Source organism: Cupriavidus sp. BIC8F, from assembly GCF_032465815.1.
GTDB classification, from domain to species: Bacteria; Pseudomonadota; Gammaproteobacteria; order Burkholderiales; family Burkholderiaceae; genus Cupriavidus; species Cupriavidus necator.
Genome location: NZ_CP136094.1, coordinates 2446180 through 2465842, shown reverse-complemented (window position 1 = coordinate 2465842; position 19663 = coordinate 2446180). Strand labels below are relative to the sequence as shown.

Below are 19663 nucleotides of genomic sequence, written 5' to 3'. Positions count from 1 at the left end.
GATGATCGACGTCTACACCTGGGCCACGCCCAACGGCCACAAAGTCCACATCATGCTGGAAGAATGCGGCCTGGAGTACAAGGTCCATCCGATCAACATCGGCGCCGGCGACCAGTTCGGCGAGGACTTCCTGAAGATCAGCCCCAACAACAAGATCCCCGCCATCGTCGACCCCGACGGCCCGGACGGCAAGCCGATCTCGCTGTTCGAATCGGGCGCCATCCTGCTCTACCTGGCCGGCAAGACCGGCAAGTTCCTGCCCGAGGACGTGCGCGGCAAGTACGAGACGCTGCAGTGGCTGATGTTCCAGATGGGCGGCGTGGGCCCGATGCTGGGCCAGGCGCACCACTTCCGCATGTACGCGCCCGAGAAGATCGAGTACGCGGTCAACCGCTACACCAACGAGGCCAAGCGCCTGTATGGCGTGATCGACACGCAGTTGTCCAAGCACGCCTACCTGGCCGGCGAGCAGTACACCATCGCCGACATTGCCACCTTCCCGTGGCTGCGCAGCTGGCAGAACCAGGGCGTGGACCTGGACGACTACCCGAACCTGAAGCGCTGGTTCAACGAGATCGCCGAGCGCCCCGCGGTCAAGCGCGGCGTGGAGGTGCTGGCCAGCGCGCGCAAGGCGCTGCAGGACGACAAGGCACGCGAGGTCCTGTTCGGCGCCACGCAATACAAGCGGCACTGAGCCTGGGACTGCAGCAGCCGGGACCCTGGCCCCGGCTGCCCCGGCTGGCATCAGGACGGCGCCAGCGCGTGGCACGCAACGGCATACCCGTCCGCGCGCCGGCCGCCGCGGGCCGCAACGCCAAGGTCCGCGTCATCGCCCGGCCCGAAGCAGCACAGCAGGCCGGTGCCCGGCAACAGCACATCGAGCCGGCATGATTCGTGCGGGTCCGGCGCGTAGAGCGTGCCTGGCTGCAGGAAGGCCATGTCCCCGCCGGCCCGCACCAGCGCGCCATGCCAGTGCAGGCCGATGGCGCCGCGATAGCACAGCGCCCAGCGCAGCCCGCGCGCCTGCAGCCGCTGCGCCCAGTCTTCGCCGGACTGGTCGAGCTGGATAAACTCCGGCCGCATGCCCTGCTCCGGCTGCGGGCCCTCTGCCCGCACCACCTCGGCCGGCAATACGTGCATGCCCGCCATCCCGTCTGCGCCATTGGCCTCGACCGCGGCAATGCCACCCAGCGCGCAACGCCATCCGCCTGCAGGCAGCACCACCGGCCGCGAGGCATCGGCCGGCCCTCGCGGCACGGTGCGCACCAGGATGGTGTCGACCATCGCCTGCACCTGCATCGGCACGCCTGGCGCCGGTGCAAACAGCTCGCCGCCGCCCATCAGCAGGCAGCCGCGCCCGGGCGACCACAGCCGCAGGCCCCCGCGCAGGCAGCCCCACCATTCATGGCGTTCCGCGGCAAATTCAGCCTGGGTCTCGCCGGCGCAGAGAAAGACGTAGTCGCAGGTGCTGCCGAGGCCGGCAGCAGCGGCAAGCAAGCGTGACTGGAACCCGGGAATGAAGTCCGACGGCACGTGGCGGTCGGCATGGAGGGCGCGCATCCGCGCCTCGAACAGCGTGAAGATCTGCATGGCAATCCCCCTGCAGGGCGACAGGCCGCAAGGCGGCTGTCCGCGCAGCGCGGCGCACGCATGACAGCGATGCGCGCGGCATTGCGCAGTGGCCCGTTTGGCTCGGCCATGCAGGCCGTCCGGTTGATGCCATCGTGTCGCGCCATTTTGCCTGGCGCACCCCTCAATTTGCGGATCGGACACCGATAGTGAGGAGGAGGATAAGTTGTCGTGGCCTCAAGGTCAAACCCTTAGCCTCAGACCACTCCGAACCTTTCATGACCCCATGACTTCTCGAAATCTCAGACTATTCGGATTGCATCTTGCCTGGCTACGCAAGCAGCGGGGCTGGTCCCAGGAGACCCTGTCGCTTGAAAGCGGACTGTCGCGCTCATACCTGAGCGGCATCGAAAGCGGCAAGCGCAACCTGGCGCTCGCCAACATCTGCAGGCTGGCCGAGACGCTCGCCGTGCCGACCCCGGAGATGCTCGACTTCAGCCGCCATGACGCCAGCCAGCTGCAGGTGGAGCAATCCCGTGCGCCCTTCGGCAACCGCCAGCGCGCGGCGATCGAGGCCACCGTACGCCATATGGCGGAGCTGACCGAGCCCGAGCTGAACCTGGTGGCCGCGGTGGCACGGGCGCTGGCGGGCAAGGGCAGCTTCCGCCCGTCGCTGACTCACGCCCCTAACACCGCCAAGGGCGACAACGGAGACTAGACGCCCAGCATGCCCTGCCGTTCGATAAAGCGGATCACCTCGTCCAGGCCCTGCCCGGACTTGACGCTGCCCATCACGAACGGCCGGGCGCCGCGCATCTTGCGCGCATCGCTCTCCATCACTTCCAGCGATGCCCCGACGTATGGCGCCAGGTCCGTCTTGTTGATCACCAGCAAGTCGGACTTGGTGATGCCCGGCCCACCCTTTCTCGGAATCTTCTCACCGCCGGCTACGTCGATAACGTAGATCGTCAAATCAGAAAGTTCTGGGCTGAAGGTGGCGGCGAGGTTGTCGCCGCCGGACTCGATGAAGACCACGTCCGCATCCGGGAAGCGCGCCAGCATGCGGTCCACCGCCTCCAGGTTGATCGAGGCGTCTTCGCGGATCGCGGTGTGCGGACAGCCGCCCGTTTCCACGCCCATGATGCGTTCCGCCGGCAGCGCGCCAGAGATCGTCAAGAGGCGCTGGTCTTCCTTGGTGTAGATGTCGTTGGTGATGGCGACCAGGTCGTAGCGGTCGCGCATCGCCTTGCACAGCATTTCCAGCAGCGTGGTCTTGCCGGAGCCAACCGGGCCGCCGACGCCGACGCGCAGCGGAGGGTTCTTCTTGGTACGGGCCTGGGTCATGGTGCGGTATGGATTCAGGATCGGAACAGCCGGGAGTACTGCGTTTCGTGGCGCGCGGAAAGCAGGCCCAGCATCGGGGAAAAGGTGGAGAGTTGCGGCGGCGTGGCTTCAGCGCGGCGCGCGGCTTCATCGACCGTGTCGAGCACCGCGCCGTGCAGGCGCCGCAGCATGTGCTGCCCCGCCACCTGGCCCAGCGGCACCGCCTTGATCGCCGCGGCGACCTGGTTCTCGGCCCAGTTGAAGCAATAGGCGGCGAGGCCATCGCGCGCCTCGACCTGAAGCGCCACGCATGCCGCAGTGAACGCCGTCGGCAGGCAGACCGGCGACAGCGACGCCAGCGTCTCGCGCAGCACGGGCGTGCCCCACTCCATCTGCGCAATCAGCCTGGACAGCGACCAGCCCATTTGCTCTGTCTCAAGCCGCAATTCGGAAGTTTCGCGCGTGGCGTGGAACCAGTCGTTCCACGTCCGTACTTGCCCAGCGTCGCCTGCCAGCCAGTGGCGATGCAGCAGCAGCCACAGCGGCGCTTCGCATTGCGCCTGCACATGCAGCAGGTTGTCGCGGATCCATCGTTCGGCGCTGGGCGCATCGTGCACGCTGCCACAATCGATCGCAGCTTCCAGGCCTTGCGAATAGCTGAAGCCGCCGATCGGCAGGGATGGCGATGCGAGGTGCAGCAGTGAGATGAGCTGATTGATTTGCGTCATGGCAGCCCATCCGATCGAGCGGTGGTTTGCTCCCCTCTCCCGCTTGCGGGAGAGGGGTTGGGGGAGAGGGCCGGCGCTTCCAAGTACCCAAGATCCATCGTAACTATTCAGCGGGTGTTGTAAACATTGGCTGAACCCGGCATAGTGTCGGGATGTCGAATAAGACCCCCGAGTTGCCGGTTCCCGATTTGAAGTCGATGACGCACGAGCAGAAAGATGCGTTCATCATCGAACTGGTCGCAATGGTCAATACGCTTCTGAAGCGGGTGGATGAGTTGGAGGCAAGGCTCGGGAAGGACAGTCACAACTCGAGCAAGCCGCCATCGTCGGATGGCTTGCGCCGCAAGCCGAAGTCTCTGCGCGAGCGTGGCAAAGCAAAGGCCGGTGGTCAGCCCGGCCACAAGGGCAACACGCTCAAGCGCGTTGAGCAGCCTGATCACGTTGAAATCCATTCGGTTGCGCCGTTGTGCGACGCTTGTGGTCAGCCGATTGCCCGCGAGGACGTGTCGGTATTGGCCGAATCGCGGCAGGTCATTGACCTGCCGCCAATCCGCTTTGAAGTGACCGAGCATCGCGTCGAGCGGGCACAGTGCGGATGCGGGAAGGTGCATCGCGCAGCGTTCCCCGCAGGCGTGAGTCAGGCGGCGCAGTACGGATCGCAGATCAAGGCGGCAGTCGTGTACCTGACGCAATATCAGCAGCTGCCGGTGGACCGTACGACCCAGGCGCTGGCCGATCTGTTCGGTGTGCGGCTGAGCACAGGTACAGTCCAGAACTGCATCAACGAAGCCGCCTTTGCGCTCAAGCCTGCCGTTGCACAGATCAGGCAGGCGTTGCAGGAGGCGACCGTGGCACACTTCGACGAATCGGGGGTGCACGTGGCAGGCAAGCTTCACTGGCTGCATAGCGTATCGACGGCGATGCTCAGCTGGCTGGGCGCGCATCAGAAGCGGGGCAAAGAGGCCATGGACAGTCACGGCATTCTCCCGGCGTTCACGGGCGTTGCCGTGCATGACGGCTGGGCCCCCTATGCGCACTATGAATGCGAGCACGCGTTGTGCAACGCCCATCACCTGCGCGAGCTGATTTTCATCTCGGAAACCACACAGCAGCCCTGGGCCGCAAAGCTGATTGAGCTGCTGCGCCAAGCGTGCGGCGAGGTCGGCCGCAGTATCGACCAGGGTGCGCAGAGCCTGCCCAAACAGCGTCAAAGTTACTACCGGCAGCGTTCGAGCAAGTTGATTGCCGAAGGCCGTAGACTCAATCCGCAGCAGCAGCGTGCCCCCTCGCAGGCAAAGCAGCGAGGCAAGATCAAGCAAAGCCCTGCGTTCAATCTGCTGGCGCGTCTGGAACGTCATGCCGACCAGGTCTGGCGCTTTATTGCCGATCATCGGGTGCCATTTACGAATAATCTGGCCGAGCGCGACATCCGCATGCCCAAGCTCAAGCAGAAAGTCTCTGGCTGCTTCCGCAGCCAAAACGGTCTCGACGCGTTCTGCACCATCCGCTCCTACCTCGCCACCCTGCGCAAGCAGTCCCGACCTCTCTTTGAAGCCTTGGCTCACGCGTTCACCGGCAACGTGCTTTCGCCCATGCCCGCTGAATAGTTACGATCCATCACAACCTGACGAACCCGCTCCAGCACCGACTCAGTTTGATGCAATACCTCGTGATTCCAGAACCGGAGTACACGAAATCCCTCTCGTCCAAGCCGAGCGTCACGTTTGGCGTCTAATGGACCGTTATGCTGGCCACCATCCGCTTCAATCATTAGCTTTAGCTCCATGCAAACGAAATCCACAACGTAGGGACCGAGCTGAAATTGGCGCTTGAACTTCAGACCTAGAAATCGGTGAGCTCGGAAGTGATACCAAAGGCGCCATTCAGCTTCCGTCTGATTGGACCGCAGCATACGGACGAACGTTGGCGCTGGCAGGCGCCTGCCCTCTCCCCCTGCCCCTCTCCCGCAAGCGGGAGAGGGGAGTATCGGCGAGTTCAGTTCTTCATCGGTTGGCATGGTCCGGCACCCATCCCTTTGCAGCGCAAAATTCAGTGCTTATGCCCACACTGCTCGTCATGCATGTGATCGTGGTCGTGCGCATGCGAGTGCCCATGATGCTCATGAAACACCGCCTGCGCGGCCGCATAGTCCTCCGCAAACGTCGCATCGTGCCCATGCTTGTGCCCGCCGCCATATGCCCCCGCCTCCGGCTCGAACGGCAGCTCGGCACGCTCGGCGCGCACGCCCAGACGCTGCAGCATGTCGGCCAGCACCGGGTCGTATTCCAGCCGCAGGTAGTCGCAACCGATCTCCACCGGCGTATGGCGGTTGCCGAGGTGATAGGCCGCACGCATCAGCGCATGCGGGTCTTCCGCGCGCACTTCCAGCACCGCCTCGGTAGCGGCCTGCACTTGCACGAAGCTGCCGTCTTCGGCCACCAGCAAGTCGCCGCCGCGCAGCACGGTGCCGCGCGGCAGGAACAGCGCGGCTTCGTCACCGTTGTCGAGCACCGCGCGCAGGCGACTCTTGCTGCGTTCGGCGAAGGGCAGGACCAGCTTGGGCGCGCGGCGCACCAGCACGGGCGCGATGCCGTGCGGGGCGCTCAGGAGTTTGTCGATCTTCAGCATGGGCGATGCGGGGCGCGGGCCCCGGCCAGTCAGAACAGGAAATAGCGCTGCGCCATGGGCAGCTCGGTGGCGGGCTCGCAGGTCAGCAACTGGCCGTCGGCAACGACCTGGTAGGTCTCCGGATCGACCGTGACATGCGGCTGCCAGTCATTGTGCACCATGTCGCGCTTGCTTACCGTGCGCGTGCCGCGCACCGCCGACAGCGTCTTGGCCAGCCCGTAGCGCTCGCCGATGCCGGCCGCCAGCGCCGCCTGCGACACAAAGGTCAGCGACGAACGGTGCAGCGCCCCGCCGGCCGAGGCGAACATCGGCCGGTAGTGCACCGGCTGCGGCGTCGGGATCGACGCATTGGGATCGCCCATCGCGGCCGCGGCAATCATGCCGCCCTTCAGGATCAGGCTGGGCTTGACGCCGAAGAACGCCGGACGCCACAACACCAGGTCGGCCCACTTGCCTACTTCGACCGAGCCCACTTCATGGGCAATGCCGTGCGTCAGCGCCGGGTTGATGGTGTACTTGGCGATATAGCGCCTGACGCGGAAGTTGTCGTGCCCGCCGCGCGCATCGTTGGGGTCGCCCGGCAGCTTGCCGCGCTGCAGCGCCATCTTGTGCGCGGTCTGCCAGGTGCGGATGATGACCTCGCCGACGCGCCCCATGGCCTGCGAGTCGCTGGAGATCATCGAGAACGCGCCCAGGTCGTGCAAGATGTCTTCGGCGGCGATGGTCTCGCGGCGGATGCGGCTTTCAGCAAAGGCGATGTCCTCGGCAATCGACGGGTCCAGGTGGTGGCACACCATCAGCATGTCGAGGTGCTCGTCCAGCGTATTGACTGTGTACGGGCGCGTCGGGTTGGTCGACGACGGCAGCACGTTGGCCTCGCCGCACACCTTGATGATGTCGGGCGCATGGCCGCCGCCCGCGCCTTCGGTGTGGTACGTATGGATGGTTCGGCCCTTGAACGCGGCGATGGTCGCCTCGACAAAGCCGGCTTCGTTGAGCGTGTCGGTGTGGATCGCCACCTGGGTGTCGGTCGCGTCCGCCACCGACAGGCAGGTGTCGATTGCCGCCGGCGTGGTGCCCCAGTCCTCGTGCAGCTTCAGGCCGATGGCGCCCGCGTCCACCTGCTCCAGGAGCGGCCCCTGCTGGCTGGCGTTGCCCTTGCCCAGCAGGCCGATATTCATCGGGTAGGCATCGGCCGCCTGCAGCATGCGTTCCATGTACCACGGCCCCGGCGTCACGGTGGTGGCGAAGGTGCCAGTGGCCGGCCCGGTGCCGCCGCCGATCATGGTGGTGACGCCGCTCATCAGCGCCTCTTCGATCTGCTGCGGGCAGATAAAGTGGATATGGCTGTCGATGCCGCCGGCGGTGACGATCATGCCCTCGCCCGCGATCACTTCGGTGCCCGGCCCGACCACGATGGTCACGCCCGGCTGGATATCCGGGTTGCCGGCCTTGCCGATCGCCGCGATGCGCCCGCCCTTCAGGCCGATATCGGCCTTGACGATGCCCCAGTGGTCAACGATCAGCGCATTGGTGATGACGGTGTCGACGCAATCCCTGGCCATGCGCTGGCTCTGCCCCATGCCGTCGCGGATCACCTTGCCGCCGCCGAACTTCACTTCCTCGCCATAGATGGTGAAGTCTTTCTCGACTTCGATGATGAGCCCGGTATCGGCCAGCCGCAGGCGGTCGCCGGTGGTCGGGCCGAACATCTCGGCATAGGCTTGCCTGGAGATCTTTGCCATCACAGCGCTCCCATGATCTTGCCGTTGAAGCCGTAGACGATGCGGTCGCCGTCCAGCGCCACCAGTTCAACGGTGCGCGTCTGGCCGGGCTCGAAGCGCACCGCGGTGCCGGCGGCAATATTCAGCCGGAAGCCGCGCGCGGCTTCGCGGTCGAACGCGAGCGCGGTGTTGGTCTCGTAGAAATGGAAGTGCGAGCCGACCTGGATCGGCCGGTCGCCAGTATTGGCCACCGTCACGCTGACCGTGGCGCGGCCGGCATTCAGTTCAATCTCGCCGTCGGCCGGCATCAGTTCACCGGGGATCATGGCCATTCTCCTCAGGCCACCAGCAGGCTGGCGCCGTACAGCGCCACGCCGGCACCGGCCGCGCGGGCCAGCCAGCCGGCATGGCGGCGCAGCAGCGTGCCGGCGCCAATGCCCAGCAGGTGCAGCGCCATGGTGGCGGCGGCAAATCCGCCTACGTATGCGAGTACCGCAGGCAGCGCGCCCGCGGTGGTGGGCAGTTCGGTCCCGTGGGCATATCCGTGGAAGATGGCAAAGCCGCCGACCAGCAGCGTACCGGCCCACGCCGGCAGCTTCGCGCGCAGCGCCAGCAGCAGCCCGATCACCAGCAATGAGGCCGCGATCATCGGTTCGACTGCGGGCAGCGCCACACCGGACAGGCCGATTGCAGCCCCCACCAGCATCAGCGCCACGAAGGCCAGCGGCAGGCGCAGCGTATCGGCGGCCGAGCGGGCAATCAAGGCGCTCCACACGCCTACCGCCGCCATCGCCAGCAAATGGTCAGCACCGGTGAAAGGGTGCGCCAGGCCGGCCCACAGGCTGGCGCTGACGGTAGCGGCATCGTGGCCGGGATGTGCCAGGGCGGCGCCGGCGACAACGGTCAGGGAAGTGCCCAGGGCAAGACGCAGGCAGGCGGTACGGTTCATGTCGGCTCTCGGGTTGGTCTTGTTATCGTGGTCAAAATCGGGGATAGGTCATGTTCAGACAATGGGATGGTGGACGGTCACCAGCTTGGTGCCGTCCGGAAAGGTGGCCTCCACCTGGATCTCGGGGATCATCTCGGCCACGCCGTCCATCACGTCCTCGCGGCTCAGCACGGTGGTGCCCTCATGCATCAGCTCGGCCACGGTGCGGCCATCGCGCGCGCCTTCCATGATGGCGGCGGTGATCAGCGCCACCGCTTCCGGGTAGTTCAGCTTCAGCCCGCGTGCCTTGCGCCGCTCGGCCAGCAGCGCGGCGGTGAAGATCAGCAGCTTGTCTTTCTCTCGCGGCGTCAGTTCCATCTCTTGTTCCTGGTTTCTTGGGTTCGGTTGTCTCTGTAGGCCGCCTACGTGGCCCACAGCCGCAGCGGCCGCGCCGCGACACCGTGGATCGGCATGCGCAGCGCCTGCCAGCTGTCGACCATGACGTGGCGCACGGCTTCCATCTGCCGGCCCAGCACGCGCAGCAGCAGCATCGACTGGCCGTTGGCGGCCAGGCAGGTCACGCCGGCGCGCAGCTCCGGCCCATAGGGCAGCTGTTCGGCCAGCGCTTCGGCCAGTTCCTGCGTCGCGCCCTCGCCTACCGCCCACAGCGTGCCCAGCACATTGAGTCCGTCGAGCCCGGCCACCGCGGTGCGCAGCGGCGACGCGGCCTCAAGATGCGATTGTTCGATCCACAGCGCGCGTTCGCCGGCACCGATGCGGGTATCCAGCCACAGCGCGCCGCTGCCCCACTGCTCGCCAGATGCCTGCCGGCCCAGCACCACCGCATCCCAGCCGATTGCGCTGCCGCCGGGCGCGACGTCGAGCGCGGTCGAAATCCGCGCACGGGCGTCGTCGAAGACGATGTTCTCCTGCGGCAGCCAGTCCAGCCGCGCGCCTGCGCCCACCGTCAGGCGCACATGCTGCGCCGCCTCGCGGCCGAGCGACTTGTACCACTTGGTGGCGCCCGGCGTGGCCAGCACGGCGTGCGCGCCAGCCTCGAGCGTCACGTCGATGTCCAGGCTGTCGCCGCCTGCGACGCCCGCTGGCGGATGCAGGATCACCGCATGGCAGATGCCTCCTTCCGGGTACAGCGGCTTCTGCACCAGCAGCGGCCCCTGGTGGCGCCGCTCGGTCAGCGCAGTGCGTTCGCCGCGCTGCGCAAAGCGCAGCCGCAGGGTAGCCTGCCATGCGGCGGGCACGGCGAGGGCGGAAGGAAAATCGGGATGGCGCATGGCAAGGACAGCCGGCGGTGGGGACGCGCGCTATGGCGGGAGTTGCAAGCAATCATAGCGCGCCGCCCGCCTTGGCGGAAGCAGCGTATGGCCCACAAATCCCGGCGCTGCCGCGCATCCGCCCTACACGGCGATCAGCTCCCGCACGCCGTCCTGCTCCATGCTGGCGCCGGCACCCCGCGCCACCACTTCGCCGCGGCTCATCACGACATAGTGGTCGGCAATATGCCGCGCGAACTCGTAGTACTGCTCGACCAGCAGCACCGTCATGCCGAACTCGTCGACCAGCAGCCGCAGCGCCCGGCCGATGTCCTGGATGATGGAAGGCTGGATGCCCTCGGTGGGCTCGTCCAGGATCAGCAGGCCCGGCTCGCTCATCAGCGCGCGCCCGATCGCCAGTTGCTGCTGCTGGCCGCCGGACAGGTCGCCGCCGCGGCGCAGCCGCATGGTGCGCAGCACCGGGAACAACTGGTAGATCCGGTCCGGTACGCCGGACGGCCGCGCCCGGCTGGCGGCGCCGATCAGCAGGTTTTCTTCCACCGTCAGCCGCGGGAAGATCTCCCGGCCCTGCGGCACATAGGCCAGCCCGGCAGACACGCGTTCATACGGCGCTTTCTTCTCCAGCGCCTGCCCTTCCCATTGGATGCTGCCGCTGCGCGTGGGCACCACGCCCATCAGGCACTTGAGCAGCGTGCTCTTGCCCACGCCGTTGCGGCCCAGCAGCGTGGTCAGCTTGCCGGCGGGCACGTCGAAGCTGACATTGCGCAGGATGTGGCTGCCGCCGTAGAACTGGTTCAGTGCATTGACCTGCAGCATGCTTATCTTCCCAGGTAGGATTCGATCACGCGCTCGTCGCGCTTGACGCTGTCGAGCGTGCCTTCGGCCAGCACGCTGCCCTCGGCCAGCACCGTGACCTGGCCGGCATCGCCCGCGAGCGCGGCGACGAATTCCATGTCGTGCTCGACCACCATCATCGAGCAGCTGCCGCGCAGGCCGTTGAGCAGCGCCGCCAGCTGCATGGTCTCTTCATCGGTCATGCCGGCCACCGGCTCGTCCAGCAACAGCAGCTGCGGCTGCTGCATCAGCAGCATGCCGATCTCCAGGCGCTGCTTCTGCCCGTGCGACAGCAGCCCGGCGGGCCGGTAGGCCTCGGCCTCCAGTCCGGTCAGCGCCAGCGTTTCCTCGATGCGGCGATGCCCCTCTGCCGTCAGCCGCGCGCGCAGCGACGACCACCAGCGCTTGTCGGCCTTCATCGCCAGTTCCAGGTTCTCCCACACCGCGTGCTGCTCGAACACCGTCGGCTTCTGGAACTTGCGGCCGATGCCCACCTGCGCGATGCGCGGCTCGGTCATCCGCATCAGGTCGATGGTCTGGCCCAGGAACACGCGCCCGCTGACATTGGCATTGCGCGGGCCGGTCTTGCCGGTGATTACATCCATCATCGTGGTCTTGCCGGCGCCGTTGGGGCCGATCACGCAGCGCAGCTCGCCATGGTCGATCGACAGCGTCAGCTTGTTCAGCGCGCGGAAGCCGTCGAACTGCACCGTCAGGTCTTCCAGGTACAGGATCGGCCCGTGCGAGACATCGATGGTGCCGGGCTCGACGATGCGGCCCAGGCCGGTGGCATCGCCGCTTTCGGCCTGGCCGTGCTGGAGTGCGGCATTCATGCTTCACCTCCCGTGCGGCCTGCCACGGCAGGCGCGGAGACAGGGTCTGCAGCGGCTGGCGGTGCGGCCGCGCGCCGCTCGCGCAGCCGGTTCCACAACCCGGTCACGCCATCGGGCAGGTACAAGGTCACCAGCACGAACATCGCGCCCAGCAGGAACAGCCAGTACTCGGCAAAGTGGGCGGTGAACAGGGTCTTGGCACCATTGACCAGGAACGCGCCGATCACCGGCCCGATCAGCGTGCCGCGCCCGCCCACGGCAACCCACACCGCCATCTCGATCGAGTTGCCGGGCGACATCTCGCCGGGGTTGATGATGCCCACCTGAGGAACATACAGCGCGCCCGCTATGCCGCACAGCACCGCCGAAAAAGTCCACACGAACAGCTTGTAGCCCAGCGGGTTGTAGCCGGAGAACATCACGCGCATCTCGGCATCGCGCACCGCGGTGACCACGTGCCCGAGCTTGGACGTGACGATATAGCGGCAGGCGATGAAGCCCGCCAGCAGCGCCAGGAAGGTCAGCACGAACAGCGCCGTGCGCGTCTGCGGCGCCGCGATCGCAAAGCCGGCAATGCGCTTGAAGTCCGTAAAGCCGTTGTTGCCGCCGAAGCCGGTCTCGTTGCGGAAGAACAGCAGCATCGCCGCATACGTCATCGCCTGCGTGATGATCGACAGGTACACGCCCTTGATGCGCGAGCGGAAGGCAAAGAAGCCGAACAGCCACGCCAGCACACCGGGTACCAGCACCACCAGCAGCAGCGCATAGCCGAGGTGCTCGGTGCCCTGCCAGAACCATGGCAGCTCCTTCCAGTCGAGAAACACCATGAAGTCCGGCAGGTCGCTCTTGTACACGCCCTCGCGCCCGATCGCCCGCATCAGGTACATGCCCATGGCGTAGCCGCCCAGCGCGAAGAACAGCCCGTGGCCCAGGCTCAGGATGCCGCAGTAGCCCCACACCAGGTCCAGCGCGATCGCCGCCAGCGCAAAGCACATGATCTTGCCGACCAGCGTCAGCGCATAGGCCGACAGGTGCAGCGGATGCCCCTCCGGCAACACCAGCGCGCACACTGGCACGCCGATGCCGACGATCACCGCCAGCGCCGCCAGCGCCATCCAGCCGCGCCGCGAGAACAGCGCCTGGCGCTCAGGCACGGCAAGCCGGAACGGGGTGGCGGAAGAATTCGATTGGACTCGCTGCATCATGCCTCCGCGCTGCGCCCCTTGAGCGCGAAAAGTCCCTGCGGCCGCTTCTGGATAAACAGCACGATCAGCACCAGGACAAAGATCTTGGCCAGCACCGCGCCATAGAACGGCTCGATGAACTTGTTGATGATGCCCAGCCCGAAGGCGCCGACGATGGTGCCCGCCAGCTGCCCCACCCCGCCCAGCACCACCACCATGAAGGAATCGATGATGTAGGCCTGGCCCAGGTCGGGACCGACATTGCCGATCTGCGACAGCGCGCAGCCGCCCAGTCCGGCAATGCCGGCGCCAAAGGCAAAGGCGTAGCTGTCGACCTTCCAGGTGCGCACCCCGACGCAGGCCGCCATGGTGCGGTTCTGCGTGGTGGCGCGCACGAACAGCCCCAGCCGCGTGCGGTTCAGCACCGCCCACGCCACCGCCACTACCGCCAGCGCGAACAGGATGATGACGATACGGTTGTAGGGAATCACCAGGCCCGGCATCCACTCGATGCCGCCGCTCATCCAGGCCGGGTTGGCCACTTCCACGTTCTGCGCGCCGAACAGCGTGCGCACTGCCTGCATCAGCAGCAGGCTCACGCCGAAGGTGGCCAGCAGCGTTTCCAGCGGGCGGCCGTACAGGTGGCGCAGCACCAGCCGCTCCAGCACGAAGCCCACCACCGCGGCGGCCAGGAACGAGGCCGGCAGCGCCGCCGGAAGGTACCAGTCGAACGCACCCGGCGCGTAGGCGCGGAACAGCGACTGCACCACGTAGGTGGCATAGGCGCCGATCATCAGGAATTCACCGTGCGCCATGTTGATGACGCCGATCAGTCCATAGGTAATCGCCAGCCCCAGCGCGGCCAGCAACAGCACGCTGCCCAGGCTCAGCCCGGCGAACAGGTTGCCGATAAGCTCGGCGCGGCGCTGATCGCTGCGCAGCGTGTCCAGCGCCTGCTGCGCGGCCAGGCGCACGTCGGCATCGGGCTCGCGGTAGTTGCCGGCGCTGTCGCGCTCCACCAGCGGCGCCAGCTTTTGGCGGCTCTGCGGGTTGCTGTCGCTGCCGAGGATGCGGATGGCTTCAAGCCGCGCGTCATGCGCTGCGGGGTCAGCCGGCTCGGCCAGCACCAGGTTGGCCCAGATCACGTCCAGGCTGGTGCGCAGGCCGGCATCGGCCTCGTTCTTGCGCGCGGCTTCGACCGCGGCGCGCGAGGCGCTTTCCGGCTGGGCGCGCAGCGTGGCGACCGCCTGCGCACGCACCGCGATGTCGGGTGACTGCAGCAGCAGGCTGCTGGCGGCGCTGTCGACCAGCGCACGCAGGCTGTTGTTCAGGGTCAGGGACTCCAGTTCGTCGGCTTTCACCGCGACCGGCTTGCCGGTAATGGCATCGACGGTCTTGTCGCCGTCCTGGCGCACCATGCCGACCGACGCTGCGTATTGGAGCGCGTCATCCTGCAGGGCCTTCAGGATCGGGCCGGCTTCCGCCGGGGGCGCCTTGGCCAGTGCGGCCAGCGCGGCGGTCTTGGCATCGAAATCGTCTTCGGCCAGCGGCTTCAGGTCGGCCTGCGTCAGCGCCGCGGCCCACGGCGCAGCCGCCAGCAGCAACGCCGCCAGCAGGGCGCGCAGCCATGGCATGGCCATTGTCGGAAGTAGTTTGGGCATAGTGGCTGGCGCAGTGGCGGCGCTTCAGCGCCTTGTTGTTCTGGTGTGCGAAAGGGGGCGATGCGCCCCCCTCCCCCGCCTTGCGGGAGAGGGAAGCCATCGTCACGGAGCCGGACTGGCGTCCGCTTACATCACCTTGTCCGGCTTGCCTTCGTTACCCGCGATGAACGGGCTCCACGGCTGCGCACGCACCGCCTTCGGCGTCTTCCATACCACCGAGAACTGGCCATCGCCCTTGACTTCGCCGATCATCACCGGCTTGTACAGGTGGTGGTTCTCGCCCATGGTCAGCGTGAAGCCGTCCGGTGCCTTGAAGGTCTGGCCGTACATGGCGGCGCGCACCTTGTTGGTATCGGTGGTGCCGGCCTTCTTCACGGCCTGCGCCCACATGTGGATGCCCACGTAGGTGGCTTCCATCGGGTCGTTGGTCACGCGCTTGTCGCCGCCGGGCAGGTTGTTGGCCTTGACCCATGCCGCCCACTGCTTGCGGAAGGCGTCGTTCTCGGGGTTCTTGACCGACATGAAGTAGTTCCACGCGGCCAGGTGGCCCACCAGCGGCTTGGTATCGATGCCGCGCAGCTCTTCCTCACCCACCGAGAACGCCACCACCGGCACGTCCTTGGCCTTCAGCCCGGCGTTGCCCAGCTCCTTGTAGAACGGCACGTTGGAGTCGCCGTTGATGGTCGAGATCACCGCGGTCTTGCCGCCCTGCGAGAACTTCTTGATATTGGCGACGATGGTCTGGTAGTCGCTGTGGCCAAACGGGGTGTAGACCTCTTCGATGTCCTTGTCGGCCACGCCCTTGCTCTTCAGGAAAGCGCGCAGGATCTTGTTGGTGGTGCGCGGGTAGACGTAGTCCGTGCCCAGCAGGAAGAAACGCTTGGCGCCGCCGCCTTCCTTGCTCATCAGGTATTCCACCGCCGGGATCGCCTGCTGGTTGGGCGCCGCGCCGGTGTAGAAGACGTTCTTGGACATCTCTTCGCCTTCGTACTGCACCGGATAGAACAGCAGCGAGTTCAGTTCCTCATAGACCGGGAGCACCGACTTGCGCGACACCGAGGTCCAGCAGCCGAAGGTCACCGCCACCTTGTCCTTGGTGACCAGTTGGCGCGCCTTTTCGGCAAACAGCGGCCAGTTCGACGCCGGGTCCACCACCACCGGCTCCAGCTTGCGTCCCAGCACGCCGCCGCTCTTGTTGATCTCGTCGATGGTCATCAGGGCCACGTCCTTCAGCGACGTCTCCGAAATGGCCATGGTGCCGGACAGCGAATGCAGGATGCCGACCTTGATCGGCTCCTTGGACTGCGCCAGCGCCAGCGGGCTGGTACCGATCATCGCCGCGGCTACCGCCGACAGCTTCAGCATGTCACGTCGTTGCATTTTGCAGCTCCCGTTTGTCGTGTTGGTCAGGGACTACGCTCCCCGGGTGATGCTTTTGCAACTAGCGTGCCATAGGGTCGGACCAGCCACCGCCCGGCCACAAGCGGCCTGCATGGGCAAACCGGGCCAGTGGTCCGCATGAGCACCATGGCCGTGCATGCCTGCCGGGCACCGAGACAGTGCGCTGACTCCAACCAGCGCAGTGGTGGTGCATCGCGCCCGCTATCAGACGTCAGGGATGCGGGCGTGCGCCAGAATCGATCCTTTTGGTAAGCAAACGCTTAACGGCGATTCGGATGTCTGTAAATCCGTACATTGAATGCAGGGCAACAACGACCCGCTGATCAAGGGCCTGCGCAAGCTGGGCCACACGGTGAACCCCGTGGCGCAGTCAAGCGGCCTGGCCGCGATCATCCGCACTACCGTCGGGGGCTCGACGGCGTTGGTGGGCGGCGCGGATCCGCGTCGCGAAGGGGTGGTGCTGGGGGGAGACGTTCAGGCCCTGACCCGATAGTCCAACGCACCAATGAAAACGGGGCCCCTCGCGGGGCCCCGTTTTCGATACCAGGACGCTGGGTCCTTACATCACCATCATGTTGGCATTCAGGTTGTGCATGATCCACAGCGAACCCGCCACCACGATCACCAGGATCAGCGCCGTGAACAGCAGCGCGATCACGTTGCTGCGCTGCCCGGAGGACGTGTCCAGGTGCAGGAAGTACTTCAGGTGGACCAGCATCTGGACCACGGCCATGCCGAGGATGATCCAGAGGATGGCGCCCTTGTCCATGCTGCCGTCCATCACGAGCTTGAACGGGATCACGGTCAGGATCACGGCCAGGATGAAGCCGATCGCGTACGACTTGAAGCTGGCGTGGGTGTCGTGGCCCGCGTGTGAATCGTGCGAGTCGTGGGCGCCGTGCGCCGCCGGTGCGTTGTGTTGTGCCATCACAGATGTCCCATCAGGTAGACCACGGTAAACACGCCGATCCAGACCACGTCCAGGAAGTGCCAGAACAGCGACAGGCAGGTCAGGCGCTTGGTCAGGGTCGGGGTGATGCCCTTCTTCGACAGTTGCCACATCAGCACGATCATCCACAGCATGCCGCTGGCAACGTGCAGGCCGTGGGTGCCGACCAGGGTGAAGAACGACGACAGGAACGCGCTGCGGCCCGGGCCGGCGCCTTCGGCGATCAGGTGATGGAACTCGTTGATTTCCATCGCCATGAAGGCCAGGCCCAGCAGGAACGTGACGCCGAGCCACACCTGCACGCGGCTCAGGCTGCGGTTCTGCAGCGAGATCATCGCCATGCCGTACGTGATCGAGGAGAACAGCAGGATGAAGGTCTCCACCAGCACGTAATTGAGCTCGAACAGCTCCTTCGCCGACGGGCCGCCTGCCAGTTCGCCGCGCAGCACGGCGAAAGCCGCGAACAGTCCGGCGAAGATGATGCAGTCGCTCATCAGGTAGATCCAGAAGCCATACACCGTATTGGCACTGGTATCGTGGTGCGCATGGTCATGGCCGTGCGCGTCGGCGTGAGCCGAGGCGCCTGCCTGCGCGGGGATGCGGTCTAGGACTTGAGTCGACATGGTTCTCAGGCTTGCGAAGCAATGCGCTGCAGTTGGCGCGTTTCGATCTGCTCGACCTCGGTGGCCGGCACGTAGTAGTCGATGTGGTCGTCGTTGCTGCGGTGGATGAACGCCCAGATCATGCCCACCAGGCCAACCGCGGCCATCCACCAGATATGCCAGGTCAGGGCAAAGCCGAACACCAGGCTGAAGGCGCCGATGATGAAGCCCGCGCCCGTGTTCTTGGGCATGTGGATCTTCTCGTAGCCTTCGGTCGGCAGGGTCTCGCCGCGGGCCTTCATGTCGGCGAACGCGTCCAGGTCACGCACCACCGGGGTGTGCGCGAAGTTGTAGAACGGCGGCGGCGACGAGGTGGCCCACTCCAGGGTGCGGCCGCCCCACGGGTCGCCGGTCACGTCGGCCAGCTTCTTGCGGTCGCGGATCGACACCACGATCTGCAGCACCTGGAAGAAGATGCCCAGCGCCACGAACACCACGCCGACCACGGCCAGGTACAGCCACGGCGTCCAGGCCGGGTTGTCGGTGTGGTTCAGGCGGCGGGTCATGCCCATCAGGCCCAGCACGTACAGCGGCATGAAGGCGAAGTAGAAGCCCACCAGCCAGCACCAGAAGGCGTACTTGCCCAGGCGCTCGTTCAGCTTGAAGCCGAACGCCTTCGGCCACCAGTAGGTGATGCCGGCCAGGTAGCCGAACAGCACGCCGCCGATGATCACGTTGTGGAAGTGGGCGATCAGGAACAGGCTGTTGTGCAGCACGAAGTCAGCAGCCGGCACAGCCATCAGCACGCCGGTCATGCCGCCGATCACGAAGGTGATCATGAAGCCCAGCGTCCACAGCACCGGCGTAGTCATCTGAACCCGGCCGCGGTACATGGTGAACAGCCAGTTGAAGATCTTCACCCCGGTCGGGATGGAGATGATCATGGTGGTGATGCCGAAGAACGCGTTGACGTTGGCGCCCGAACCCATCGTGAAGAAGTGGTGCAGCCACACGATGAACGACAGCACCATGATGGCGGCGGTCGCGTACACCATGCCCTTGTAGCCGAACAGCTTCTTGCCCGAGAACGTGGCGATCACTTCAGAGAAGATGCCGAACGCCGGCAGGATCAGGATGTACACCTCGGGGTGACCCCAGATCCAGATCAGGTTCACATACATCATGGCGTTGCCGCCACCGTCGTTGGTGAAGAAGTGCGTACCGACGTAGCGGTCCAGGCCCAGCAGCGCCAGGGTCACGGTCAGCACCGGGAAGGCGGCCACGATCAGCACGTTGGTGCACAGCGCGGTCCAGGTGAACACCGGCATGCGCATCAGCGTCATGCCCGGCGCGCGCATGCGCAGGATCGTCACCAGGAAGTTCACGCCGGTGAGCAAGGTGCCCAGGCCCGAGATCTGCAAGCTCCAGAGGTAATAGTCCACCCCTACCCCCGGGCTGTAGTCCAGCCCCGACAGCGGCGGGTAGGCCAGCCAGCCGGTCTTGGCGAATTCACCGACGCCCAGCGAGATATTGACCAGCATGGCGCCCGCCACGAACAGCCAGAACGAGAGCGTGTTCAGGAACGGGAAGGCCACGTCGCGCGCGCCGATCTGCAGCGGCACGACCAGGTTCATCAGGCCGGTCATGAGCGGCATGGCCACGAAGAAGATCATGATCACGCCGTGGGCGGTGAAGATCTGGTCGTAGTGCTCAGGCGGCAGCACGCCGGTCGCGCCATTGGTGGCGAGCGCCAGCTGGGCGCGCATCATGATCGCGTCGGAAAAGCCGCGCAGCAGCATGATCAGGGCGACCAGGCAGTACATCACGCCGATCTTCTTGTGGTCTACCGAGGTGAACCACTCGTTCCAGAGGTAGCCCCACTTCTTGAAATAGGTGATCGCGCCTAGCAGCGCGGCCCCGCCCACGGCGACGCCGGCCAGAACGACCATGATGATCGGCTCATGAAACGGAATCGCCGACAAACTCAACTTGCCAAACATCATTGCT

21 protein-coding genes and 1 pseudogene are annotated in these 19663 nt (G+C 65.9%); 4 read left to right on the top strand and 18 right to left on the bottom strand.

All coding sequences use genetic code 11. From position 1 onward, the window contains the following. Position 1 precedes the first annotated feature (1 nt). Complete coding sequence (locus RS901_RS11570; RefSeq protein WP_316148917.1) at positions 2–694, top strand: glutathione binding-like protein; 693 nt, start codon at positions 2–4, stop codon at positions 692–694. A gap of 50 nt (positions 695–744) precedes the next feature. Here the strand turns inward: RS901_RS11570 and RS901_RS11565 are convergent, their stop codons facing one another. After that, complete coding sequence (locus RS901_RS11565) at positions 745–1590, bottom strand: hypothetical protein (protein ID WP_316148916.1); 846 nt, start codon at positions 1588–1590, stop codon at positions 745–747. 265 nt (positions 1591–1855) lie between these two features. Between RS901_RS11565 and RS901_RS11560 the strand changes: the two genes are divergently transcribed. Beyond that, positions 1856–2287, top strand: coding sequence for a helix-turn-helix transcriptional regulator (locus RS901_RS11560; protein WP_316148915.1), 432 nt, complete (start codon positions 1856–1858; stop codon positions 2285–2287). Here RS901_RS11560 and ureG read toward each other — a convergent pair. Further along, a complete protein-coding gene (gene ureG, locus RS901_RS11555; protein WP_013956047.1) occupies positions 2284–2913 on the bottom strand; it encodes an urease accessory protein UreG in 630 nt (209 codons plus the stop codon). The genes RS901_RS11560 and ureG overlap by 4 nt on opposite strands. Before the next feature lie 14 nt (positions 2914–2927). Continuing rightward, a complete protein-coding gene (locus RS901_RS11550) occupies positions 2928–3620 on the bottom strand; it encodes an urease accessory protein UreF (protein WP_316148914.1) in 693 nt (230 codons plus the stop codon). Positions 3621–3772: 152 nt separating this feature from the next. Between RS901_RS11550 and tnpC the strand changes: the two genes are divergently transcribed. Further along, a complete protein-coding gene (tnpC, locus tag RS901_RS11545) occupies positions 3773–5227 on the top strand; it encodes an IS66 family transposase (protein ID WP_316148913.1) in 1455 nt (484 codons plus the stop codon). Here the strand turns inward: tnpC and RS901_RS11540 are convergent. From RS901_RS11540 to urtA, 12 genes are all read right to left on the bottom strand, one after another. Then, positions 5182–5532 (bottom strand): endonuclease domain-containing protein, encoded by a 351-nt coding sequence (locus RS901_RS11540; protein ID WP_316153476.1) that lies wholly within the window; start codon positions 5530–5532, stop codon positions 5182–5184. The two genes, tnpC and RS901_RS11540, sit on opposite strands and share 46 nt — an antisense overlap. Positions 5533–5669: 137 nt before the next feature. Next, positions 5670–6248, bottom strand: a complete 579-nt coding sequence (gene ureE / locus RS901_RS11535; RefSeq protein ID WP_316148912.1) for an urease accessory protein UreE — start codon at positions 6246–6248, stop codon at positions 5670–5672. 29 nt (positions 6249–6277) lie between these two features. Beyond that, entirely contained in the window at positions 6278–7996 is a 1719-nt protein-coding gene (gene ureC, locus RS901_RS11530; protein ID WP_316148911.1) for an urease subunit alpha, read from the bottom strand. After that, positions 7993–8298 (bottom strand): urease subunit beta, encoded by a 306-nt coding sequence (locus tag RS901_RS11525; protein WP_018313224.1) that lies wholly within the window; start codon positions 8296–8298, stop codon positions 7993–7995. The genes ureC and RS901_RS11525 overlap by 4 nt, the downstream gene beginning before the upstream one ends. A gap of 11 nt (positions 8299–8309) precedes the next feature. Further along, positions 8310–8921 (bottom strand): HupE/UreJ family protein, encoded by a 612-nt coding sequence (locus RS901_RS11520; RefSeq protein WP_316148910.1) that lies wholly within the window; start codon positions 8919–8921, stop codon positions 8310–8312. A gap of 54 nt (positions 8922–8975) precedes the next feature. After that, positions 8976–9278: an urease subunit gamma gene (locus RS901_RS11515; protein ID WP_013956041.1), complete on the bottom strand. Its 303-nt coding sequence runs from the start codon at positions 9276–9278 to the stop codon at positions 8976–8978. A 44-nt stretch (positions 9279–9322) separates the two neighbouring features. Continuing rightward, positions 9323–10192 carry an urease accessory protein UreD gene (locus tag RS901_RS11510; RefSeq protein ID WP_316148909.1) on the bottom strand — a complete coding sequence of 290 codons (870 nt, stop codon included), beginning with the start codon at positions 10190–10192 and terminating at the stop codon, positions 9323–9325. Between the two features lie 123 nt (positions 10193–10315). Then, the gene (gene urtE / locus RS901_RS11505; RefSeq protein WP_013956039.1) at positions 10316–11008 is read right to left on the bottom strand and encodes an urea ABC transporter ATP-binding subunit UrtE; all 693 of its coding nucleotides are present in this window, start codon (positions 11006–11008) and stop codon (positions 10316–10318) included. A 2-nt stretch (positions 11009–11010) separates the two neighbouring features. Continuing rightward, on the bottom strand, positions 11011–11859 hold the full coding sequence (gene urtD, locus RS901_RS11500; protein ID WP_010809104.1) for an urea ABC transporter ATP-binding protein UrtD: 849 nt from the start codon (positions 11857–11859) through the stop codon (positions 11011–11013). Beyond that, positions 11856–13061, bottom strand: a complete 1206-nt coding sequence (gene urtC, locus RS901_RS11495) for an urea ABC transporter permease subunit UrtC (protein WP_316153475.1) — start codon at positions 13059–13061, stop codon at positions 11856–11858. The genes urtD and urtC overlap by 4 nt, the downstream gene beginning before the upstream one ends. Then, positions 13061–14683: an urea ABC transporter permease subunit UrtB gene (gene urtB / locus RS901_RS11490; protein ID WP_316153474.1), complete on the bottom strand. Its 1623-nt coding sequence runs from the start codon at positions 14681–14683 to the stop codon at positions 13061–13063. Before urtB ends, urtC begins: the two co-directional genes overlap by 1 nt. 147 nt (positions 14684–14830) lie before the next feature. Then, positions 14831–16084, bottom strand: coding sequence for an urea ABC transporter substrate-binding protein (urtA, locus tag RS901_RS11485; RefSeq protein WP_316148908.1), 1254 nt, complete (start codon positions 16082–16084; stop codon positions 14831–14833). Positions 16085–16409: 325 nt separating this feature from the next. Here urtA and RS901_RS11480 point away from each other — a divergent pair. Next, positions 16410–16590: pseudogene (locus RS901_RS11480) on the top strand (hypothetical protein); the annotation flags it as partial. 74 nt (positions 16591–16664) lie between these two features. Here RS901_RS11480 and cyoD read toward each other — a convergent pair. Genes cyoD through cyoB form a run of 3 tightly spaced genes read right to left on the bottom strand, consistent with a single transcriptional unit; the run spans position 16665 to position 19656 of the window. Continuing rightward, positions 16665–17033, bottom strand: coding sequence for a cytochrome o ubiquinol oxidase subunit IV (cyoD, locus tag RS901_RS11475; protein WP_316148907.1), 369 nt, complete (start codon positions 17031–17033; stop codon positions 16665–16667). Continuing rightward, positions 17033–17677, bottom strand: a complete 645-nt coding sequence (gene cyoC, locus RS901_RS11470; RefSeq protein ID WP_013956034.1) for a cytochrome o ubiquinol oxidase subunit III — start codon at positions 17675–17677, stop codon at positions 17033–17035. The genes cyoD and cyoC overlap by 1 nt, the downstream gene beginning before the upstream one ends. A 5-nt stretch (positions 17678–17682) precedes the next feature. Then, the gene (gene cyoB / locus RS901_RS11465) at positions 17683–19656 is read right to left on the bottom strand and encodes a cytochrome o ubiquinol oxidase subunit I (protein WP_316153473.1); all 1974 of its coding nucleotides are present in this window, start codon (positions 19654–19656) and stop codon (positions 17683–17685) included. Between the last annotated feature and the right edge of the window lie 7 nt (positions 19657–19663).